The organism is Sphaerimonospora mesophila (assembly GCF_001417795.1).
Lineage (GTDB): Bacteria > Actinomycetota > Actinomycetes > Streptosporangiales > Streptosporangiaceae > Sphaerimonospora > Sphaerimonospora mesophila.
In genome coordinates, this window is sequence record NZ_BCBX01000042.1 from 146,659 (window position 1) to 161,821 (window position 15,163).

Annotated in this window: 13 protein-coding genes, 1 pseudogene and 1 riboswitch; of the genes and pseudogenes, 10 read left to right on the forward strand and 4 right to left on the reverse strand. The window is 72.3% G+C overall.

Annotated elements, in window-relative coordinates; all coding sequences use genetic code 11:
• The first annotated feature begins 75 nt into the window (after window positions 1–75).
• Genes AP234_RS24230 through AP234_RS24245 form a run of 4 tightly spaced genes read left to right on the forward strand, consistent with a single transcriptional unit; the run spans window position 76 to window position 3,305 of the window.
• Window positions 76–1,029, forward strand: coding sequence for a sigma-70 family RNA polymerase sigma factor (locus tag AP234_RS24230; protein WP_055482019.1), 954 nt, complete (start codon window positions 76–78; stop codon window positions 1,027–1,029).
• 57 nt (window positions 1,030–1,086) lie between these two features.
• Window positions 1,087–1,728 (forward strand): CatB-related O-acetyltransferase, encoded by a 642-nt coding sequence (locus AP234_RS24235; protein ID WP_063843071.1) that lies wholly within the window; start codon window positions 1,087–1,089, stop codon window positions 1,726–1,728.
• A gap of 5 nt (window positions 1,729–1,733) precedes the next feature.
• Complete coding sequence (locus tag AP234_RS24240) at window positions 1,734–2,627, forward strand: Vgb family protein (RefSeq protein ID WP_063843078.1); 894 nt, start codon at window positions 1,734–1,736, stop codon at window positions 2,625–2,627.
• Window positions 2,628–2,642: 15 nt separating this feature from the next.
• Window positions 2,643–3,305 (forward strand): DUF5701 family protein, encoded by a 663-nt coding sequence (locus tag AP234_RS24245; protein ID WP_055482022.1) that lies wholly within the window; start codon window positions 2,643–2,645, stop codon window positions 3,303–3,305.
• A gap of 206 nt (window positions 3,306–3,511) precedes the next feature.
• Here AP234_RS24245 and AP234_RS37380 read toward each other — a convergent pair whose 3' ends face one another.
• The 3 genes and pseudogenes from AP234_RS37380 to AP234_RS39650 form a co-directional block, all read right to left on the reverse strand.
• Window positions 3,512–4,948, reverse strand: a complete 1,437-nt coding sequence (locus tag AP234_RS37380) for a cellulase family glycosylhydrolase (RefSeq protein ID WP_160330484.1) — start codon at window positions 4,946–4,948, stop codon at window positions 3,512–3,514.
• A gap of 148 nt (window positions 4,949–5,096) precedes the next feature.
• Window positions 5,097–5,495, reverse strand: coding sequence for a DUF7676 family protein (locus AP234_RS39645; protein WP_431999076.1), 399 nt, complete (start codon window positions 5,493–5,495; stop codon window positions 5,097–5,099).
• A pseudogene (locus AP234_RS39650) lies at window positions 5,492–5,617 on the reverse strand ((2Fe-2S)-binding protein); the annotation flags it as partial. The pseudogene AP234_RS39650 and the gene AP234_RS39645, both read right to left, overlap by 4 nt.
• Window positions 5,591–5,765, reverse strand: a riboswitch (cobalamin riboswitch). It overlaps the preceding pseudogene by 27 nt.
• Before the next feature lie 207 nt (window positions 5,766–5,972).
• On the opposite strand from AP234_RS39650, the gene AP234_RS24260 reads away from it, so the two are divergent.
• Genes AP234_RS24260 through AP234_RS24285 form a run of 6 tightly spaced genes read left to right on the forward strand, consistent with a single transcriptional unit; the run spans window position 5,973 to window position 11,510 of the window.
• Window positions 5,973–6,161 carry a CbtB domain-containing protein gene (locus tag AP234_RS24260; RefSeq protein ID WP_083502385.1) on the forward strand — a complete coding sequence of 63 codons (189 nt, stop codon included), beginning with the start codon at window positions 5,973–5,975 and terminating at the stop codon, window positions 6,159–6,161.
• A gap of 8 nt (window positions 6,162–6,169) precedes the next feature.
• Window positions 6,170–6,931, forward strand: a complete 762-nt coding sequence (locus tag AP234_RS24265) for a CbtA family protein (protein ID WP_055482025.1) — start codon at window positions 6,170–6,172, stop codon at window positions 6,929–6,931.
• A complete protein-coding gene (locus AP234_RS24270) occupies window positions 6,912–7,496 on the forward strand; it encodes a histidine phosphatase family protein (protein WP_235558345.1) in 585 nt (194 codons plus the stop codon). The genes AP234_RS24265 and AP234_RS24270 overlap by 20 nt, the downstream gene beginning before the upstream one ends.
• On the forward strand, window positions 7,493–9,568 hold the full coding sequence (locus AP234_RS24275) for a putative cobaltochelatase (RefSeq protein WP_152990593.1): 2,076 nt from the start codon (window positions 7,493–7,495) through the stop codon (window positions 9,566–9,568). The genes AP234_RS24270 and AP234_RS24275 overlap by 4 nt, the downstream gene beginning before the upstream one ends.
• Window positions 9,569–9,570: 2 nt before the next feature.
• Window positions 9,571–10,173 carry a cob(I)yrinic acid a,c-diamide adenosyltransferase gene (cobO, locus tag AP234_RS38125; RefSeq protein ID WP_055482026.1) on the forward strand — a complete coding sequence of 201 codons (603 nt, stop codon included), beginning with the start codon at window positions 9,571–9,573 and terminating at the stop codon, window positions 10,171–10,173.
• Entirely contained in the window at window positions 10,167–11,510 is a 1,344-nt protein-coding gene (locus tag AP234_RS24285) for a cobyrinate a,c-diamide synthase (RefSeq protein WP_055482027.1), read from the forward strand. Before cobO ends, AP234_RS24285 begins: the two co-directional genes overlap by 7 nt.
• Here the strand turns inward: AP234_RS24285 and cobN are convergent.
• Window positions 11,465–15,163 (reverse strand): cobaltochelatase subunit CobN, encoded by a 3,699-nt coding sequence (gene cobN / locus AP234_RS24290; RefSeq protein ID WP_055482028.1) that lies wholly within the window; start codon window positions 15,161–15,163, stop codon window positions 11,465–11,467. The genes AP234_RS24285 and cobN overlap by 46 nt on opposite strands.

The window sequence follows — 15,163 nt, forward strand, 5'->3', positions numbered from 1 at the left end:
TCTAGGTTGACCATAAATTTAGGCCACACCAGCCGATATCTCTCGGTTGACGTGACCACGGAAGGACACGCCCTTTTGACCACCGCCAACCTCGCCGCCTGCCCCACCCGCCACCCGAAGGGAGTCATCGACATCGACCCGGTGAAGGACTACCTCACGCAGATCGGGCGCACCCCGCTGCTCACCGCCGAGCAGGAAGTGGAGCTGGGCCGGCGCATCGAGGCCGGCAGACTCGCCGGGAAGCGTCTCGCCGCCGGGTGCGACGGGCCATCCGAGCGGCGCGAGCTGGAACGGCTGGCCGCCGACGGCCGCCACGCCAAAGACCATATGGTCGAGGCCAACCTGCGGCTGGTCGTCTCGATCGCCCGGCGGTACGCCACAGGCGACGGGCTGCCGCTGCTGGACCTGATCCAAGAGGGCACCATCGGGATGATGCGCGCGGTAGAGAAGTTCGACCACCGGCGCGGGCTGAAATTCTCCACGTACGCCACCTGGTGGATCAAACAGGCGATCGGCCGCGCACTGGCCGACCAGAGCCGCACGATCCGCCTCCCCGCACACGTGGTCGAAAACCTCAACCGGGTCACCCGGGCCCGTCACGCGATGCTGCGGGAACTGGGCCGCGAGCCCACCACCGAGGAACTGGCGGCCGAGCTCGATCTGACGCCACAAAAGGTCGAGCAGTTGCTGCGGCACGGCCGCGATCCGGTCTCGCTGCACACCCCGATCGGCGAGGACGGCGCCAAGTTGGGCGACCTTCTCGCCGACGACGCACCCGACCCCGCCGCCGAGGTCGCCGTCTCCTCGCTCCGCCACGACCTGGAAGCGGTGCTGGCGACGCTGACCGAGCGGGAGTCGGCCGTCCTCACCCAGCGGTACGGCCTGGCCGACGACACACCCCGCACCCTGGAGGAGATCGGCCGGAACTTCGGGGTGACCCGGGAACGCATCCGCCAGATCGAAGCCAAAGGCATGCACAAGCTGCGCGAGCCCGCCCGCGCCCGCGTCCTTGCCGACCTGCTCGCCTGACCTTTCTCCGAGCCTGATTTTTCTCCGAAAGGATCCCTCGCGTTGATTCCCGACCCGATGACCGTGCACCCGCTGCCCGCCCACGAGCGGGTGGTCTTCCTCAAACCGCTGGTCAGCTCACCGAACATCGAGGTGGGCGAGTACACCTACTACGACGACCCCGACGGCGCGACCGGCTTCGAGCACCGCAACGTGCTGTACGCCTACGGGCAGGAGAAGCTGATCATCGGCAAGTACTGCGCCATCGCCTCCGGCACCCGCTTCCTGATGGCCGGCGCCGACCACCCGACGATGGGCGTGTCCACCTTCCCGTTCACCATGTTCGGCGGCGAATGGACCGAACGCACCCTCGACATCGTCACCGGGATGCCCAGCCGCGGTGACACCGTGATCGGCAACGACGTCTGGTTCGGCTACCAGGCCACCGTCATGCCCGGGGTGACCATCGGGGATGGCGCCATCATCGCGACCGGCGCCGTGGTCACCGCCGACGTCCCGCCGTACACCATCGTCGGCGGAAACCCGGCCAAGCCCATCCGCCGCCGTTTCGACGACGCCGACATCGAACGACTGCTGCGGGCCGCCTGGTGGGACTGGCCCACCGAACTGGTGACCGAGCACGCCCGCACCATCATGGCCGGCACCCCGGCCGACATCGCCCGCGTCGCCGCCGAACACCGACTGGAGAAGAGCCCTTGACCAACGTGACCATCGAAGAGTACGCCGTGGCCGACCGCGACGCCGGACCGTACGCGATCACCACGGGACCCGACGGCGCACTGTGGTTCACCATGGTCCACAGCAGCCGGATCGGCCGTCTGGTCCCCGGGGCCGAGCCGACCAGCTACGAACTCGACTCCGGCCGCGGGCCGACGATCATCGTCCCCGGCCCGGACGGCGCGCTGTGGTTCACCGAATACCACGCGCACCGGATCGCGAGGATCACCACCGGCGGCGTCATCGACGAGTTCGCGTTGCCCACCCCCGACTGCGGGCCGTACGGCATCGCCCCGGGGCCGGACGGCGCGCTGTGGTTCACCGAGACCGCCGCCGACCGCATCGGACGGATCACCCCCGATGGTCAGGTCACCGAGTTCCCGCTCCCGGTCGCCGGCGCGTTCCCCTCCGCCATCGTCGCGGGAGGCGACGGCGCGCTGTGGTTCACCCTGAACCAGGCAGGCGCCCTTGGACGGATCGGCACGGACGGCGTGATCGCCCTCTACCCGTTGCCAACCGAGGCCGCAGCGCCGGTGGGGATCGCAGCGGGCCAAGACGGCGCCCTCTGGTTCGTGGAGATCGCCGCCGGCCAGATCGGACGGATCACCCCCGATGGCCAGGTCACCGAGTTCCCCCTGCCCGACCGGGCCGCCCGCCCCCACGCCGTCACCACCGGCACCGACGGCACCGCCTGGTTCACCGAATGGGGCACAGGCCGCGTCGGCTCCATCACCGCCGACGGCACCATCACGGTACACAGCCTGCCCACACCCGGTAGCGAGCCGCACGGCATCACCCTCGGCCCGGACGGTGCCCTGTGGACAGCACTGGAAATCGGCGCGCTGGCCCGCATCGCTCCAGCACAGCCCCCCTCCTTGTGACCTCGAGAGGATTTCATGACCCAGCCGACGCCCTTCGATCCGGGCACCGAGTTCGACCGGCAGGTCCGCACCCTGATCGACCTCGGCTACCCCGCCATGGCCGGACTCGACGCCACGCGGTTCGACGCGATGCTCACCCCGCTACGCGAGCACGCCACCCGCTACGCGCCCACGACGTGCGATCCGGAGACCGGCCGGGTGCCGTTCCTGCTCGTGCTCACCCGCCAGGTCGCCGCGATCGAGCAGACCATGCCGCGCACCACCCTGCACGGAAAACGCAGACCCGGATTCGTCGATCATTCCTTCGAGCCCGGCGCCATCGAGCGATTCGTCGCCACCCCTGCCGTCGCGCTCCCCGACCAGCGCGGCTACCTGCTGTTCGATATCGAGCGCGGCGAGGAGTTCTGCGGCGCCGTCCCCAGCGACGCCATGAACACCATCTCCACCAGGGGACGCACCCCGCTCACCATCGAGGAAGGCATCGCCCTGATCACCCACTTCCCCCAGATCCTGGTCAAGAACAAATGCTTCTCCCTCGGCGGCTCCCGCTCCGGCGACCGCCGGGTCCCCGCCCTCTGGATCAGCCAGAACGCCCCCAAACTCGGCTGGTGCTGGGAAGGAAACCCCCACACCTGGCTCGGTATGGCCTCCGCCGGCACCCGGCGCGCCGCCGACTGAACGACGCCAGGCGGCACGTCTCGGGTCGGTGCAAACGGGCAGACGGGCGACGCGCCCGATGCCCCGCTCCCGGGCCGTCGGCCCCGCCCGCAACGGCGGGGCCGGATGCGGCCTGCCGGATCGCAGGCCGCGTCCGGCCTGCGATCCGGCAGCGTTCAGGAACGCGGCTCACTTCATGAGCGCCGGCTCACTTCATGAGCGCCGGCTCACTTCATGTTGGCCACGACGAACGGGGCGTGGCCGTGCAGGTAGTTGTTCCATCCGCCGGTCACCGGAGCGCCGGGGGCGAGGATGTTGGTGGAGTCGGTGCCGACGTCGAGCTTCCAGGCGGTCCAGGAGATGTTGTTCGCCTTCATCCAGTCGATCCAGGCCTGCGCCTCGTCGAGGCAGACCCTGCCGTCGAGACCGCCGTCGGCGTTGCTCGCGCCCCACTCGGTGACGAACAGCGGCAGGCCCGCCCTGATCGCCGTGTCGCCCTTGGCCCGCAGGTAGGCGCCGTGCGTGCACGAGTAGAAGTGCAGCGTGTACATCAGGTTGGTGCCGGAGACGGGACTGGTCGCCGCGGTGTCGACGTCCTGCGACCAGGTCGGGGTGCCCAGCACGATGATGTTGTCCGGATCGACCGCGCGGATCGCGGACACGACCGCCTCGTGGTACGGCTTCAGCACGCCGGTCCAGCTGAGCTGCAGCGGCTCGTTCCAGTCCTCCCAGATGACGTTGGGCAGGTGACCGTAGCGCCTGGCCAGGTCGGCGAAGAACGCCACGGCCTGCGCCTGCTCCTTGTGGGCCTCATGCGCGTGGAAGTCCACGATCACGTACACCCCGGCGGCGACGGCGTTGTTGATGATCGTCTCGACCTGTGCGCGCGCCTTGTTCGGGTCGCTCAGATAGGCGCCGGCCGGCTCCACGCCCATCGCGGCCCTGATCACCTGAAGGTTCCAGTTGTCCCGCATCCACTTCAGCGCGGACAGGTTCTCGGCGTAGGGGGCGGTCTCCCAGTTGAGCCACATGCTGCTCACGCCGCGCAGCTGGACCCTCGCGTTGTTCTTGTCGCACATCGTGGTGCCGCAGACGTGCAGTTGGCCGTGCCGTTCGACGGGGGTGCCGCCCGGCGCGCTCGGCGAAGGCGAGGGCGTGGGGGTGGGGGTGGGCGTCGGAGTCGGGGTGGGGGTCGGGGTGGGAGTGGGCGTCGGGGTGGGGCTCGGGGAGGTGACGCCGCCGGTGCAGGTCACGCCGTTCAGGGCGAAGCTCGCCGGCACCGGGTTGGAGCCGTTCCAGCTTCCGTTGAACCCGAAGCTCGTGCTGCCTCCGCTGGGGATGCCGCCGTTGTAGGAGGCGTCGGTCACCGTGACCTGGGAGCCGGACTGGGTGTAGGTGCCGTTCCACAGCTGGGTGATGGTCTGTCCCGAGGAGAACGACCAGGTCAGCTTCCAGCCGCTGATCGGGTCGCCGAGGTTCTTGACGATCACATTCGCGCCGAAGCCGCCTGGCCACTGGTTGGTGACCGTGTAGTCGACCTGGCATCCGGCCGCGGCCGCCGACGCGACGGGCGTACCGGCCACACCGACGCCGGCCGTCAACACCGCTGCGAGGGCGGCGGCCGACAGCCTCAACCGCCGGTGGAAAGAGCTGACTTGTCGCACGGATGTTTTCCCATTCTGCGAGAGTGTCGTTCTCGAGGGCGACGAAAACACGCCCTCGTGGACCACCGGTTGAGTACTCGGCGTCGGCGCGACATGGCGTGTCGACGCTGACGATTCGGGGACGCCGATGTCCACGGACGGTGATCTGCTACCGCCGCGAGCCAATCCCGGCAGGGAGGGGTGAGTCAACGAGGTGCGGTTTCCGCTGTTCGCACCTCGCGCCGCGGCATCCCCGTCGAACAGGCGCTTCGGAAAGCGGGCGAAAGGCCGGCCGGCAGAACGGCGGTGAACGTTTCACTCCTCCTGTCCACCGGCCGGGCCACGCGACAGCCGAGGGCAGGCCCATCCGCCGGCTGCGGGCCGGAGTGCTTCTGAGGGACCTGATCGCCGGGTCCTCAGAAGCATGGATGATCACACCGAACCAGATGTGCTCCCAATGCCTCTCGAAGATGTCCTTCACCGGGGACAGCAGGGTCTGCGCGTCGGTGGGCAGCTCCCACACGTGCCGGGTGCCGGTGCCCTGTTCCTCGACGAGGGTGTGGCTCATGAGGCTCCTTGAGATTCTCGTACGGCACGCGCCCACTGCTCGTGGCGCGCTTGAGGGGTGATCAGGGCGCGGTCGCCGCACTTCCCGGCTCCGGGCAGGCGGTAGTGCAGGCAGCAGGTGCGTGGTCGAGGCGGAGTGGAGCGGCTCTTCCCACCCTTCCGGGCAGTGGTCTGCGTCGAGCTTCGCTCGCCGATCGCAGTGGCGGGACCGCGCCGGATTCACACCGGCTTCCTCGTTCCGCTGTCGCTTACGTCCCGCATCATCTCGTATGCGTACTTTCCCCAGGAGGTACCGGGCTCATTGACGCGAACGGGAGGACGGGATACGTTTCGATGGATTTCACGATCGTCCGAGGGAAATCCGGTGAGATGCCGGTGCGGACGCGCCACTGTATCCGGGACGCAGATCCCGGGAGCCAGGTCGCTTGGCGGTCGTGACCTCACGATATGGGACGCGTCACCCTGAGGAGGCTCTTAGATGAGCGGGCTGTCCACCCCCTCGATCATTCCCCTACCCCGGCTCCGCCCCTGGCTTCTGGCCGTACCCGTGCTGCTGCTCGTGGCCTACCTGGTCCTGATGGACAACGGCGCGGTCTCCCAGACGGGCGCCTTCCTGCACGAACTGATGCACGACGGGCGGCACCTGCTCGGCGTGCCGTGCCACTAGGGGACGGCGTGGTACGCACCCTGCTGGTCAGGGGCCTGCTTCTGGGGCTCCTGGCCGGATTGATCGCGGGCGGTTTCGCCTTCGCCTTCGGGGAACCCCGCGTGGACGCGGCGATCGCCCTCGAAGAGGCGGCGGCCGCACAGGCCGAGGCGTCCGAGCCCGTCGCCGAGGCCGGGCACAGCCACGGCGAGGAGGCCGAGGTCAGCAGGCCCGCGCAGAAGGCCGGGCTCTTCCTGGCCACCGGGCTCTACGGACTGGCCGTGGGCGGCGTCTTCGCGCTCGTCTTCGCCGGTCTGCGCGGCCGGGTCGGGCCACGGTCCGACGGACGGCTGGCGCTGGCCGCGGCCGGGACGGCGTTCACCGCGATGATCCTCGTTCCTTTCGTGAAATATCCGGCCAACCCGCCCGCTGTGGGCGATCCCGCTACGATCAACAGCCGCACCCTGCTCTACGTGGTGATGATCGTCATCGGGCTCGCGGCGACGGCGGCCGCGGTGACGACGGCCCGCCGTGTCCTCTCCGATCCGTGGCTCCGCTGGATCGCGACGGCGGCCGCCTTCCTCGTCCCGGTGGTCGCCGCGTGGTGGCTGCTGCCCACGGTCAGCGAGGTGCCCGACGGCTTCCCCGCCACGCTGCTGTGGGAGTTCAGGCTCACCTCGCTCGGCACGCAGCTCGTCTTCTGGACGGCCTTCGGCGTGCTGTTCGGCTGGATCAGTGACCGGGCGGCGCGGCGTACGGCGGCTCCCGCGAGTGCCGTGGCATCGGGCTGAGCAGTGTGAGGTGCTGTTCGTCCGGCATGCCACCACGCCGGGGATGCGGACCGTCTGCTTCCCCGGCGACGAGAACGCCGACGCGGCGAGCCTGGCGAAGGCCGCCGCGTTGACGGGATTCGTCGAGGCTCCGACGGTCTGGGCCGCCCCCGGCAGGGCCGTACGGCAGACCGTCCGCGCCATGGGGCTGGCGGCCCGCGAGGCGCCGGCCCTCGGGGAGGCGGACTGCGGCCGGTGGCGCGGCCTCCCCTACGAGCGGGTCGTGCGGGAGGAGCCGGAGGCGCTGGCGCGCTGGCTGGCCGACCCCGACGCGGCCCCGCACGGCGGCGAGACCCTGACCGCACACGCGGCCAGGGTCGCGGGCTGGCTCGACGCGATGCGAGACGAGCCCGAGGCAGTCGCCGTCTGCGGCGCCGGCGCCATCCGGGCGGCGCTGGGCCATGCCCTGGGGCTGGACCCGCTCAGCGCCACCCGCTTCGACCTGGCTCCCCTGTCCACCACCGAGCTGACCGTCACCCGGGACGGCTGGCGCGTCGCATATGTCAACCGGAAGGTTCCGATTTGATCGTCACGTATCCGTTCAGCGCGGTGGTCGGGCTCGACGACCTGAAGCTGGCGCTGGTGCTCAACGCGGTCTCGCCCCGGGTGGGCGGCGTGCTGGTGCGCGGGGAGAAGGGCACGGCGAAATCCACGATCGTGCGCGCGCTCGCGGCCCAGCTGCCGGCGGTCGACGTGGTGCCCGGCTGCCGGTTCGCCTGCGATCCCGACGCGCCCGATCCGCGGTGCCCCGACGGCCCGCACGAGCCCGGCACCGAGGGCGTGACCCGCACGGCCGCCCTGGTGGAGCTGCCGGTCGGCGCCTCGGAGGACCGCCTCGTCGGTTCGCTCGACGTGGAGCGGGCGCTGACGGAGGGGGTCAAGGCGTTCGAGCCGGGTCTGCTGGCGGCCGCCCACCGCGGCGTGCTGTACGTGGACGAGGTCAACCTGCTGCACGACCATCTCGTGGACCTGCTGCTCGACGCGGCCGCGCTGGGCACCTGCTACGTGGAGCGAGAGTCGGTGTCGGTGCGCCACGCCGCCCGGTTCCTGCTGGTGGGCACCATGAACCCGGAGGAGGGAGAGCTGCGTCCGCAGCTCCTGGACAGGTTCGGGCTGACCGTCGAGGTCAGAGCGTCACGTGATCCCGCCGAGCGGGCCGAGGTGGTGCGGCGCCGGCTGGCCTTCGACGCCGACGCCGAGGCGTTCGCGGCCCGGTGGGAGCGGGAGGAGTCGGCTCTGGCCGCCCGGATCGCCGTCGCCCGGGCCCTGGTGCCGGAGGTACGGCTGCCGGACGCGCGGCTGCGGCAGATCGCCACGGTGTGCGCGGCGTTCGAGGTGGACGGCCTGCGGGCCGACCTGGTGACCGCGAACGCGGCCATCGCCCACGCCGCCTGGCAGGGGCGCGACGCGGTGACCACCGAGGACGTACGCGCCGCGGCCCGGCTGTCACTGCCGCACCGCAGGCGGCGCGACCCGTTCGACGCGCCGGGGCTCGACGAGCAACTGCTCGACGAGCTGCTCGACCGTACCTCGGACGACGACGACCCCCGCGGAAACGGCCCCGAGGACGGGGGTCCCGACGATGGTGGGCCGGGACGGGACTCCCGCCCGCCAGGCACGCCGCCGTCGGCAGAGGACGCGCGGCCACCGGCACACCGCGGTCCGGCCGAGGCGGAGCGGGCGACGGCGCCGGAGCGACCTGCTGCCGCCGACCGGCCGGAGACGGCCGACGGCACGGGCCAGGACGCGGCAGGCGAAAACGCGGCGGGGACGCCGGAGGCCGGGCCGCAGGCGGCCGGCCACGTCGCCGAGGTGGCGGCGCCCCACCGGGTGCCGCTCCTGCGGGTGCCGGGGATCGGCGAGGGGTCGGCCGGCCGGCGGTCGCGCTCACGGACCCGGCACGGACGGAGCACCGGCGCGCGCCGTCCGACCGGCCAGGTGCGCGACCTGCACGTGGCGGCGACGCTGCTGGCGGCGGCGCCCCGCCAACGGGAGCGCGGGCGACGCGGCCCCGGGCTGGTGCTGCACGGAGACGACCTGCGCGAGGTGGTGCGCGAGGGCCGCGAGGGCAACCTCGTGCTGTTCGTGGTGGACGCCAGCGGTTCGATGGCCGCGCGCAGGCGGATGAGCGCGGTCAAGACGGCGGTGCTGAGCCTGCTGCTCGATGCTTATCAGCGGCGGGACAAGGTCGGGCTGGTCACCTTCCGGGGTGCGGACGCGCGGGTGGCGCTGCCGCCGACCTCGTCGGTCGAGGCGGGCGCCGCGCGGTTGCGCTCGCTGCCCACCGGCGGGCGTACGCCGCTGGCGGCGGGGCTGACCCGCGCGGCCGAGGTGCTGCGGGTGGAGCGGCTGCGCGATCCGGCCAGGCGTCCGCTGCTGGTGCTGGTGACCGACGGGCGCGCGACGGCGGGCGGCGAGGTGGACCGGGCCGCCGCCCTGCTCGAGGGCACGGCGGCGGTGGTCGTGGACTGCGAGAGCGGGCCGGTACGGCTCGGCCTGGCGGTCCGCCTGGCGGCGCGGTTGCGTGCCCGGCTCGTCTCCCTCGACGCCCTGGCCGACCTCGGTTCGGTCGTCCGCGACTACAGGAAGGCTGTCTGATCATGCCGCAGGGAAAACCCGCCATGGTGCCCGACGACGGGCTCACCACCCGCCAGCGCCGTACCAGACCACTGCTGATCGTTCACACCGGCCCGGGCAAGGGAAAGTCGACGGCGGCTTTCGGGATGGCGCTGCGGGCGTGGAACCAGGGCTGGCCGGTGGGGGTGTTCCAGTTCGTGAAGTCGGCCAAGTGGCGCGTCGGCGAGGAACGGGCGCTGCGTGTGCTCGGCGACTCCGGCGAAGGCGGCTCGGTGGCCTGGCACAAGATGGGCGAGGGCTGGTCGTGGATCCAGCGGCCGGGCACGGAGGAGGACCACGCGGCCGACGCCCGCGAGGGGTGGGAGCAGATCAAGCGTGATCTGGCGGCCGAGACGTACCGGTTCTACGTGCTGGACGAGTTCACCTACCCGCTGAAGTGGGGCTGGCTGGACCTGGACGACGTGCTGGCGGCGCTCACCGCACGGCCGGGCGGCCAGCACGTGGTGATCACCGGCAGGAACGCGCCCGAGCGCCTGATCGAGGCGGCCGATCTGGTGACGGAGATGGGCAAGGTTCGCCATCCCATGGACGCCGGCCAGAAAGGACAGAGAGGCATCGAGTGGTAGTCCCCCGGCTCGTCGTCGCGGCGCCGTCGTCGGGCAGCGGCAAGACGACGGTGGCCACGGGGCTCATGGCGGCACTGCGGGCGCGCGGGCTGCGGGTCTCGCCGCACAAGGTGGGGCCGGACTACATCGACCCGGGCTACCACGCGCTGGCGGCCGGGCGTCCCGGGCGCAACCTCGACCCGTGGCTCGTGGGAGAGGAACTCGTCGCGCCGCTGTTCCTGCACGGCGCGGCGGGCTGCGACGTGGCCGTGGTCGAGGGCGTGATGGGCCTGTTCGACGGCAGAGCCGACACCGACTTCGCCTCGACCGCGCACGTGGCGAGGCTGCTCGGAGCGCCGGTGGTGCTGGTCGTGGACGCGGCGCGGCAGAGCCGGTCGGTGGCGGCCGTGGTGCACGGATTCGTCACGTTCGATCCGCGGGTGCGGGTGGCCGGAGTGGTGCTGAACCGGGTCGGCTCGCCCCGGCACGGGGAGCTGTGCCGGGCCGCGCTGGAGGCGGCCGGCGTGCCGGTGCTGGGGGCGATCCGCCGCGACGACGCCGTGGTCACGCCGTCGCGGCATCTGGGGCTGGTGCCGGCGGCCGAGCGGCGGGCCGAGGCCGTGGCCTCGGTGGACCGGCTGGCCGCGCTGGTGGCCGGCTCGTGCGATCTCGACGCGCTGCTGCGCCTCGCCGGCTCGGCTCCCCCGCTGGACGCCTCCCCCTGGGCGCCGCCGCCCGGGACGTTCCCACATCGTCCGGTGGTGGCGGTCGCGGGCGGGGCCGCGTTCACGTTCGGCTACGCCGAGCACGTCGAGCTGCTGCGGGCGGCGGGCGCCGACGTCGCGGTGTTCGACCCGCTGCGGGACGAGCGGCTGCCGGACGGCACCGCCGCCCTCGTGCTGGGCGGCGGATTCCCCGAGATGTACGCCGCCGAGCTGGCCGCCAACGAGCCGCTGCGCGAACAGGTGGCGGCCTTCGCCGGGCCGGTCGCAGCGGAGTGCGCCGGGCTGCTCTACCTGTGCGAGGAGCTGGACGGGCAGCGGATGTGCGGGCGCGTGCCGGCCCGCGCCCGGATGACGTCCAGGCTGACCCTCGGATATCGGGAGGCCGTCGCGTTGCGGCCGTCGCTGCTGACGAGGGCGGGCGAACGGTTCCGTGGCCACGAGTTCCACCGGACCGCCGCCGACTACGACCACGCGCCGCTGTTCCGCTGGGCGGGCGGCGGCGCCGATGGTTCCAGCGATGGTTTCGGCGACGCCCTGCTGACCGCGTCGTACCTGCACCTGCACTGGGCCGGCAGGCCCGAGCTGGCTCAGCGGCTGGTGTCGTCCTCCAGATCGCCCTCGGTCTTGAGGTAGGTCTCGCGGAGCCCGTTCAGGATCTCCGGGTCGGGGTGCTCCCACATGCCGCGTTCCGCCGCCTCCAGCAGCCGTTCGGCCATGCCGTGCAGCGCCCACGGGTTCGACCGCTGCATGAACTCCTGGTTCTCGGGGTCGAGCACGTACGTCTCGGCCAGCTTGTCGTACATCCAGTCGGCCATCACGCCCGTCGTGGCGTCGTAACCGAACAGGTAGTCGACGGTGGCGGCCAGCTCGAAGGCGCCCTTGTAGCCGTGCCGCCGCATCGCCGCGAGCCACCGCGGGTTGACCACGCGAGCGCGGAAGATCCGCGAGGTCTCCTCCGACAGCGTCCGGGTGCGGACCGCGTCCGGCCGGGTGCTGTCGCCGACGTACGCGGCGGGCGCCCGCCCCGTGAGCGCGCGTACGGTGGCGATCATGCCGCCGTGGTACTGGAAGTAGTCGTCGGAGTCGGCGATGTCGTGCTCGCGCGTGTCGACGTTCTTGGCCGCCACGGCGATCCTGCGGTAGGCGTCCTCCATCTGTGGCCGCGCGGCCACACCGTCGAGGTCGCGGCCGTAGGCGAAGCCGCCCCACACGGCGTACACCTCGGCGAGGTCGGCGTCGTCGTGCCAGTTGCGGCTGTCGATGAGCGGCAGCAGCCCGGCTCCGTACGCGCCGGGCGCCGAGCCGAAGACGCGCATCGTCGCCCGGCGCTCGTCGCCGCCCGTCTCGGCGACGTGGGCCCGCACGTAGTTGTCCCCGTGCGGCTCGTCCAGGGCGGCGGCCAGCCGTACGGCGTCGTCGAGCATGGTGACCACGTGCGGAAAGGCATCGCGGAAGAAGCCGCTGATGCGGACCGTCACGTCGATTCTCGGCCGGCCGAGCTCGCCGAGGTCGATCGGCTCAAGGCGTGTCACGCGGCGCGACGCCTCGTCCCACTCGGGGCGGATGCCGAGTAGCGCGAGCACCTCGGCCACGTCGTCGCCCGCCGTGCGCATGGCGCTGGTGCCCCAGATGGACAGCCCCACCGAGCGCGGCCACTCGCCGGTGTCCGCGCGGTAGCGCGCCAGCAGCGAGTCGGCCATCGCCTGGCCGGTCTCCCAGGCCAGCCGGCTCGGCACCGCGCGGGGATCGACGGAGTAGAAGTTGCGGCCGGTCGGCAGCACGTTGACCAGGCCGCGCAGCGGTGAGCCGCTCGGCCCCGCGGGCACGTACCCGCCGTCCAGGGCGTGCAGCACGTGGTCGAGCTCGTCGGTGGTGCGCGCCAGGCGCGGCACCATCTCGGTGGCGGCGAAGGTGAGGATCCGCGTGACGAGCTCGGCGCCCTCCCGGGGGGACCCTCCCGCGAGTTCGGCGCCCTCCCCGGGGAGCCCTTGGGCGCTCTCCCGGGGGAACCGCTCCGCGAGGACGGCGCGGGCGACCTCGGCCGCCGCCTCCACCGCCCAGCCGCGCTCCTCCATGCCCTCCACCAGGTCGCGGGCGACCGTCTCGGCCCGGTCGACGGCCGACAGCCGCGCCGTGCCGTCCTCGGCCAGGCCGAGCGCCTCACGCAGCCCGGGCAGGGTCTCCCGGCCCGACCACATCTGCCTGGCCCGCAGCATCGCCAGCACCAGGTTCACCCGGTCCTGACCCGTGGGCGCCTGGCCGAGCACGTGCAGGCCGTCGCGGATCTGGGCGTCCTTCACCTCGCACAGCCAGCCGTCCACGTGCAGGATGAAGTCGTCGAACTCGCTGTCGTGCGGCCGGTCCGCCAGCCCGAGGTCGTGGTCGAGCCGGGCGGCCTGGATCAGCGTCCAGATCTGCGCCCGGATCGCGGGGAGCTTGGCCGGGTCCATGGCCGCGATGGAGGCATGCTCGTCCAGGAGCTGCTCCAGCCGCGCGATGTCGCCGTAGGTGTCGGCACGCGCCATCGGCGGCACCAGGTGGTCGACCAGCACGGCGTGTGCCCGCCGCTTGGCCTGCGTGCCCTCGCCCGGGTCGTTGACCAGGAACGGATAGATCAGCGGCAGGTCGCCGATGGCGGCGTCGGTGCCGCAGGAGGCGGACATGCCCGCCGACTTGCCCGGCAGCCATTCCAGGTTGCCGTGCTTGCCCACGTGCACGATCGCGTGCGCGCCGAACCCGGTGCCCTCCCCACCCCCCTCTCCGAGGGGCCCTCCCCCCGTTGCCAGCCAGCGGTAGGCGGCCAGGTAGTGGTGGCTGGGCGGCAGATCGGGGTCGTGGTAGACGGCGATCGGGTTCTCGCCGAAGCCACGCGGCGGCTGCACCATCACCACCACGTTCCCGGCCCGGAGCGCGGCCAGCACGATGTCGCCGTCGTGCACGAACAGCTCGCCGGGGGGCGGCCCCCAGTGCCGCTCCATGTCCGCGCGCAGGTCCTCGGGCAGGGTGCGGTACCACCGCTCGTAGGAGGCGGCGGAGATCCGTACCGGATTGCCCGCCAGCTGCTCCTCGGTCAGCCAGTCGGGGTCCTGGCCGCCGGCCGCGATCAGGGCGTGGATGAGCGCGTCGCCGTCCTGTTCGGCCACGCCGGGAAACCCCTCGCCCAGGTCGTAGCCCGCCTCGGCGAGCCGGGCCAGCAGCCGTACGGCGCTCGCGGGCGTGTCCAGCCCGACGGCGTTGCCGATCCGGGAGTGCTTGGTCGGGTACGCCGACAGCATCACGACCAACCGCCGCTCGGCCGGCGGGGTGTGCCGCAGCAGGCCGTGCCGTACGGCGATGCCCGCCACCCGGGCGGCCCGCTCGGCGTCGGCGGCGTAGACGGTCAGCCCGTCCTCGTCGATCTCCTTGAACGAGAACGGCACGGTGATGATCCGGCCGTCGAACTCGGGGATCGCCACCTGCGAGGCCGCGTCCAACGGCGACAGCCCGTCGTCGTTCTCCTCCCACGCCTGCCTGCTCGTGGTCAGGCAGAGCCCTTGCAGGATCGGCACGTCCAACTCGGCCAGCGCGCCCACGTCCCACGCCTCGTCGTCGCCGCCGGCCCCGGCGGTGGCCGGCCGGGAGCCGCCCGCCGCCAGCACGGTCACCACCAGCGCGTCGGCGGCGCGCAGCGTGTCGAGCAGCTCGGGCTCCGCGGTGCGCAACGACGAGCAGAAGACCGGCAGCGCCTGCCCGCCCGCGTCCTCGATGGCGGTGCAGAGCGTCTCCACGAAGGCGGTGTTGCCCGCCATGTGATGCGCGCGGTAGTAGAGCACGCCCACCACCGGCCCGCTCCGCGAACCGGCCGGGCGCTCCAGCCGCCCCCACGAGGGGGCCGGCGCGGGCGGTGCGAACCCCTCGCCGGTCAGCAGGACCGTGTCGGACAGGAACGCGTGCAGTTCCGCCAGGTTGGCCGGCCCGCCCTGTGCCAGGTAGGCGTGCGCCTCGGCGCAGACCCCGGCGCTGACCGTGGAGAGCTCCATCAGCTCGGCGTCCGGCGCCTGTTCGCCGCCCAGCACCACAACGGGGCGGGGGCCGGCCAGCAGCGCGTCGAGCCCCTTCTCCCAGGCCCGCCGTCCGCCCAGCAGGCGCACCACCACCAGGTCGGCGTCCGTCACGAGATCGGGCAGGTCGTCCACCCCGAGCCGGGCGGGGTTGCCCAGGCGATAGGCCGCGCCACTGGCACGGGCGCTCAGCAGGTCGGTGTCGGAAGTCGAGAGCAGCAGGACGGTACGGCTGTCGCCTGGCAC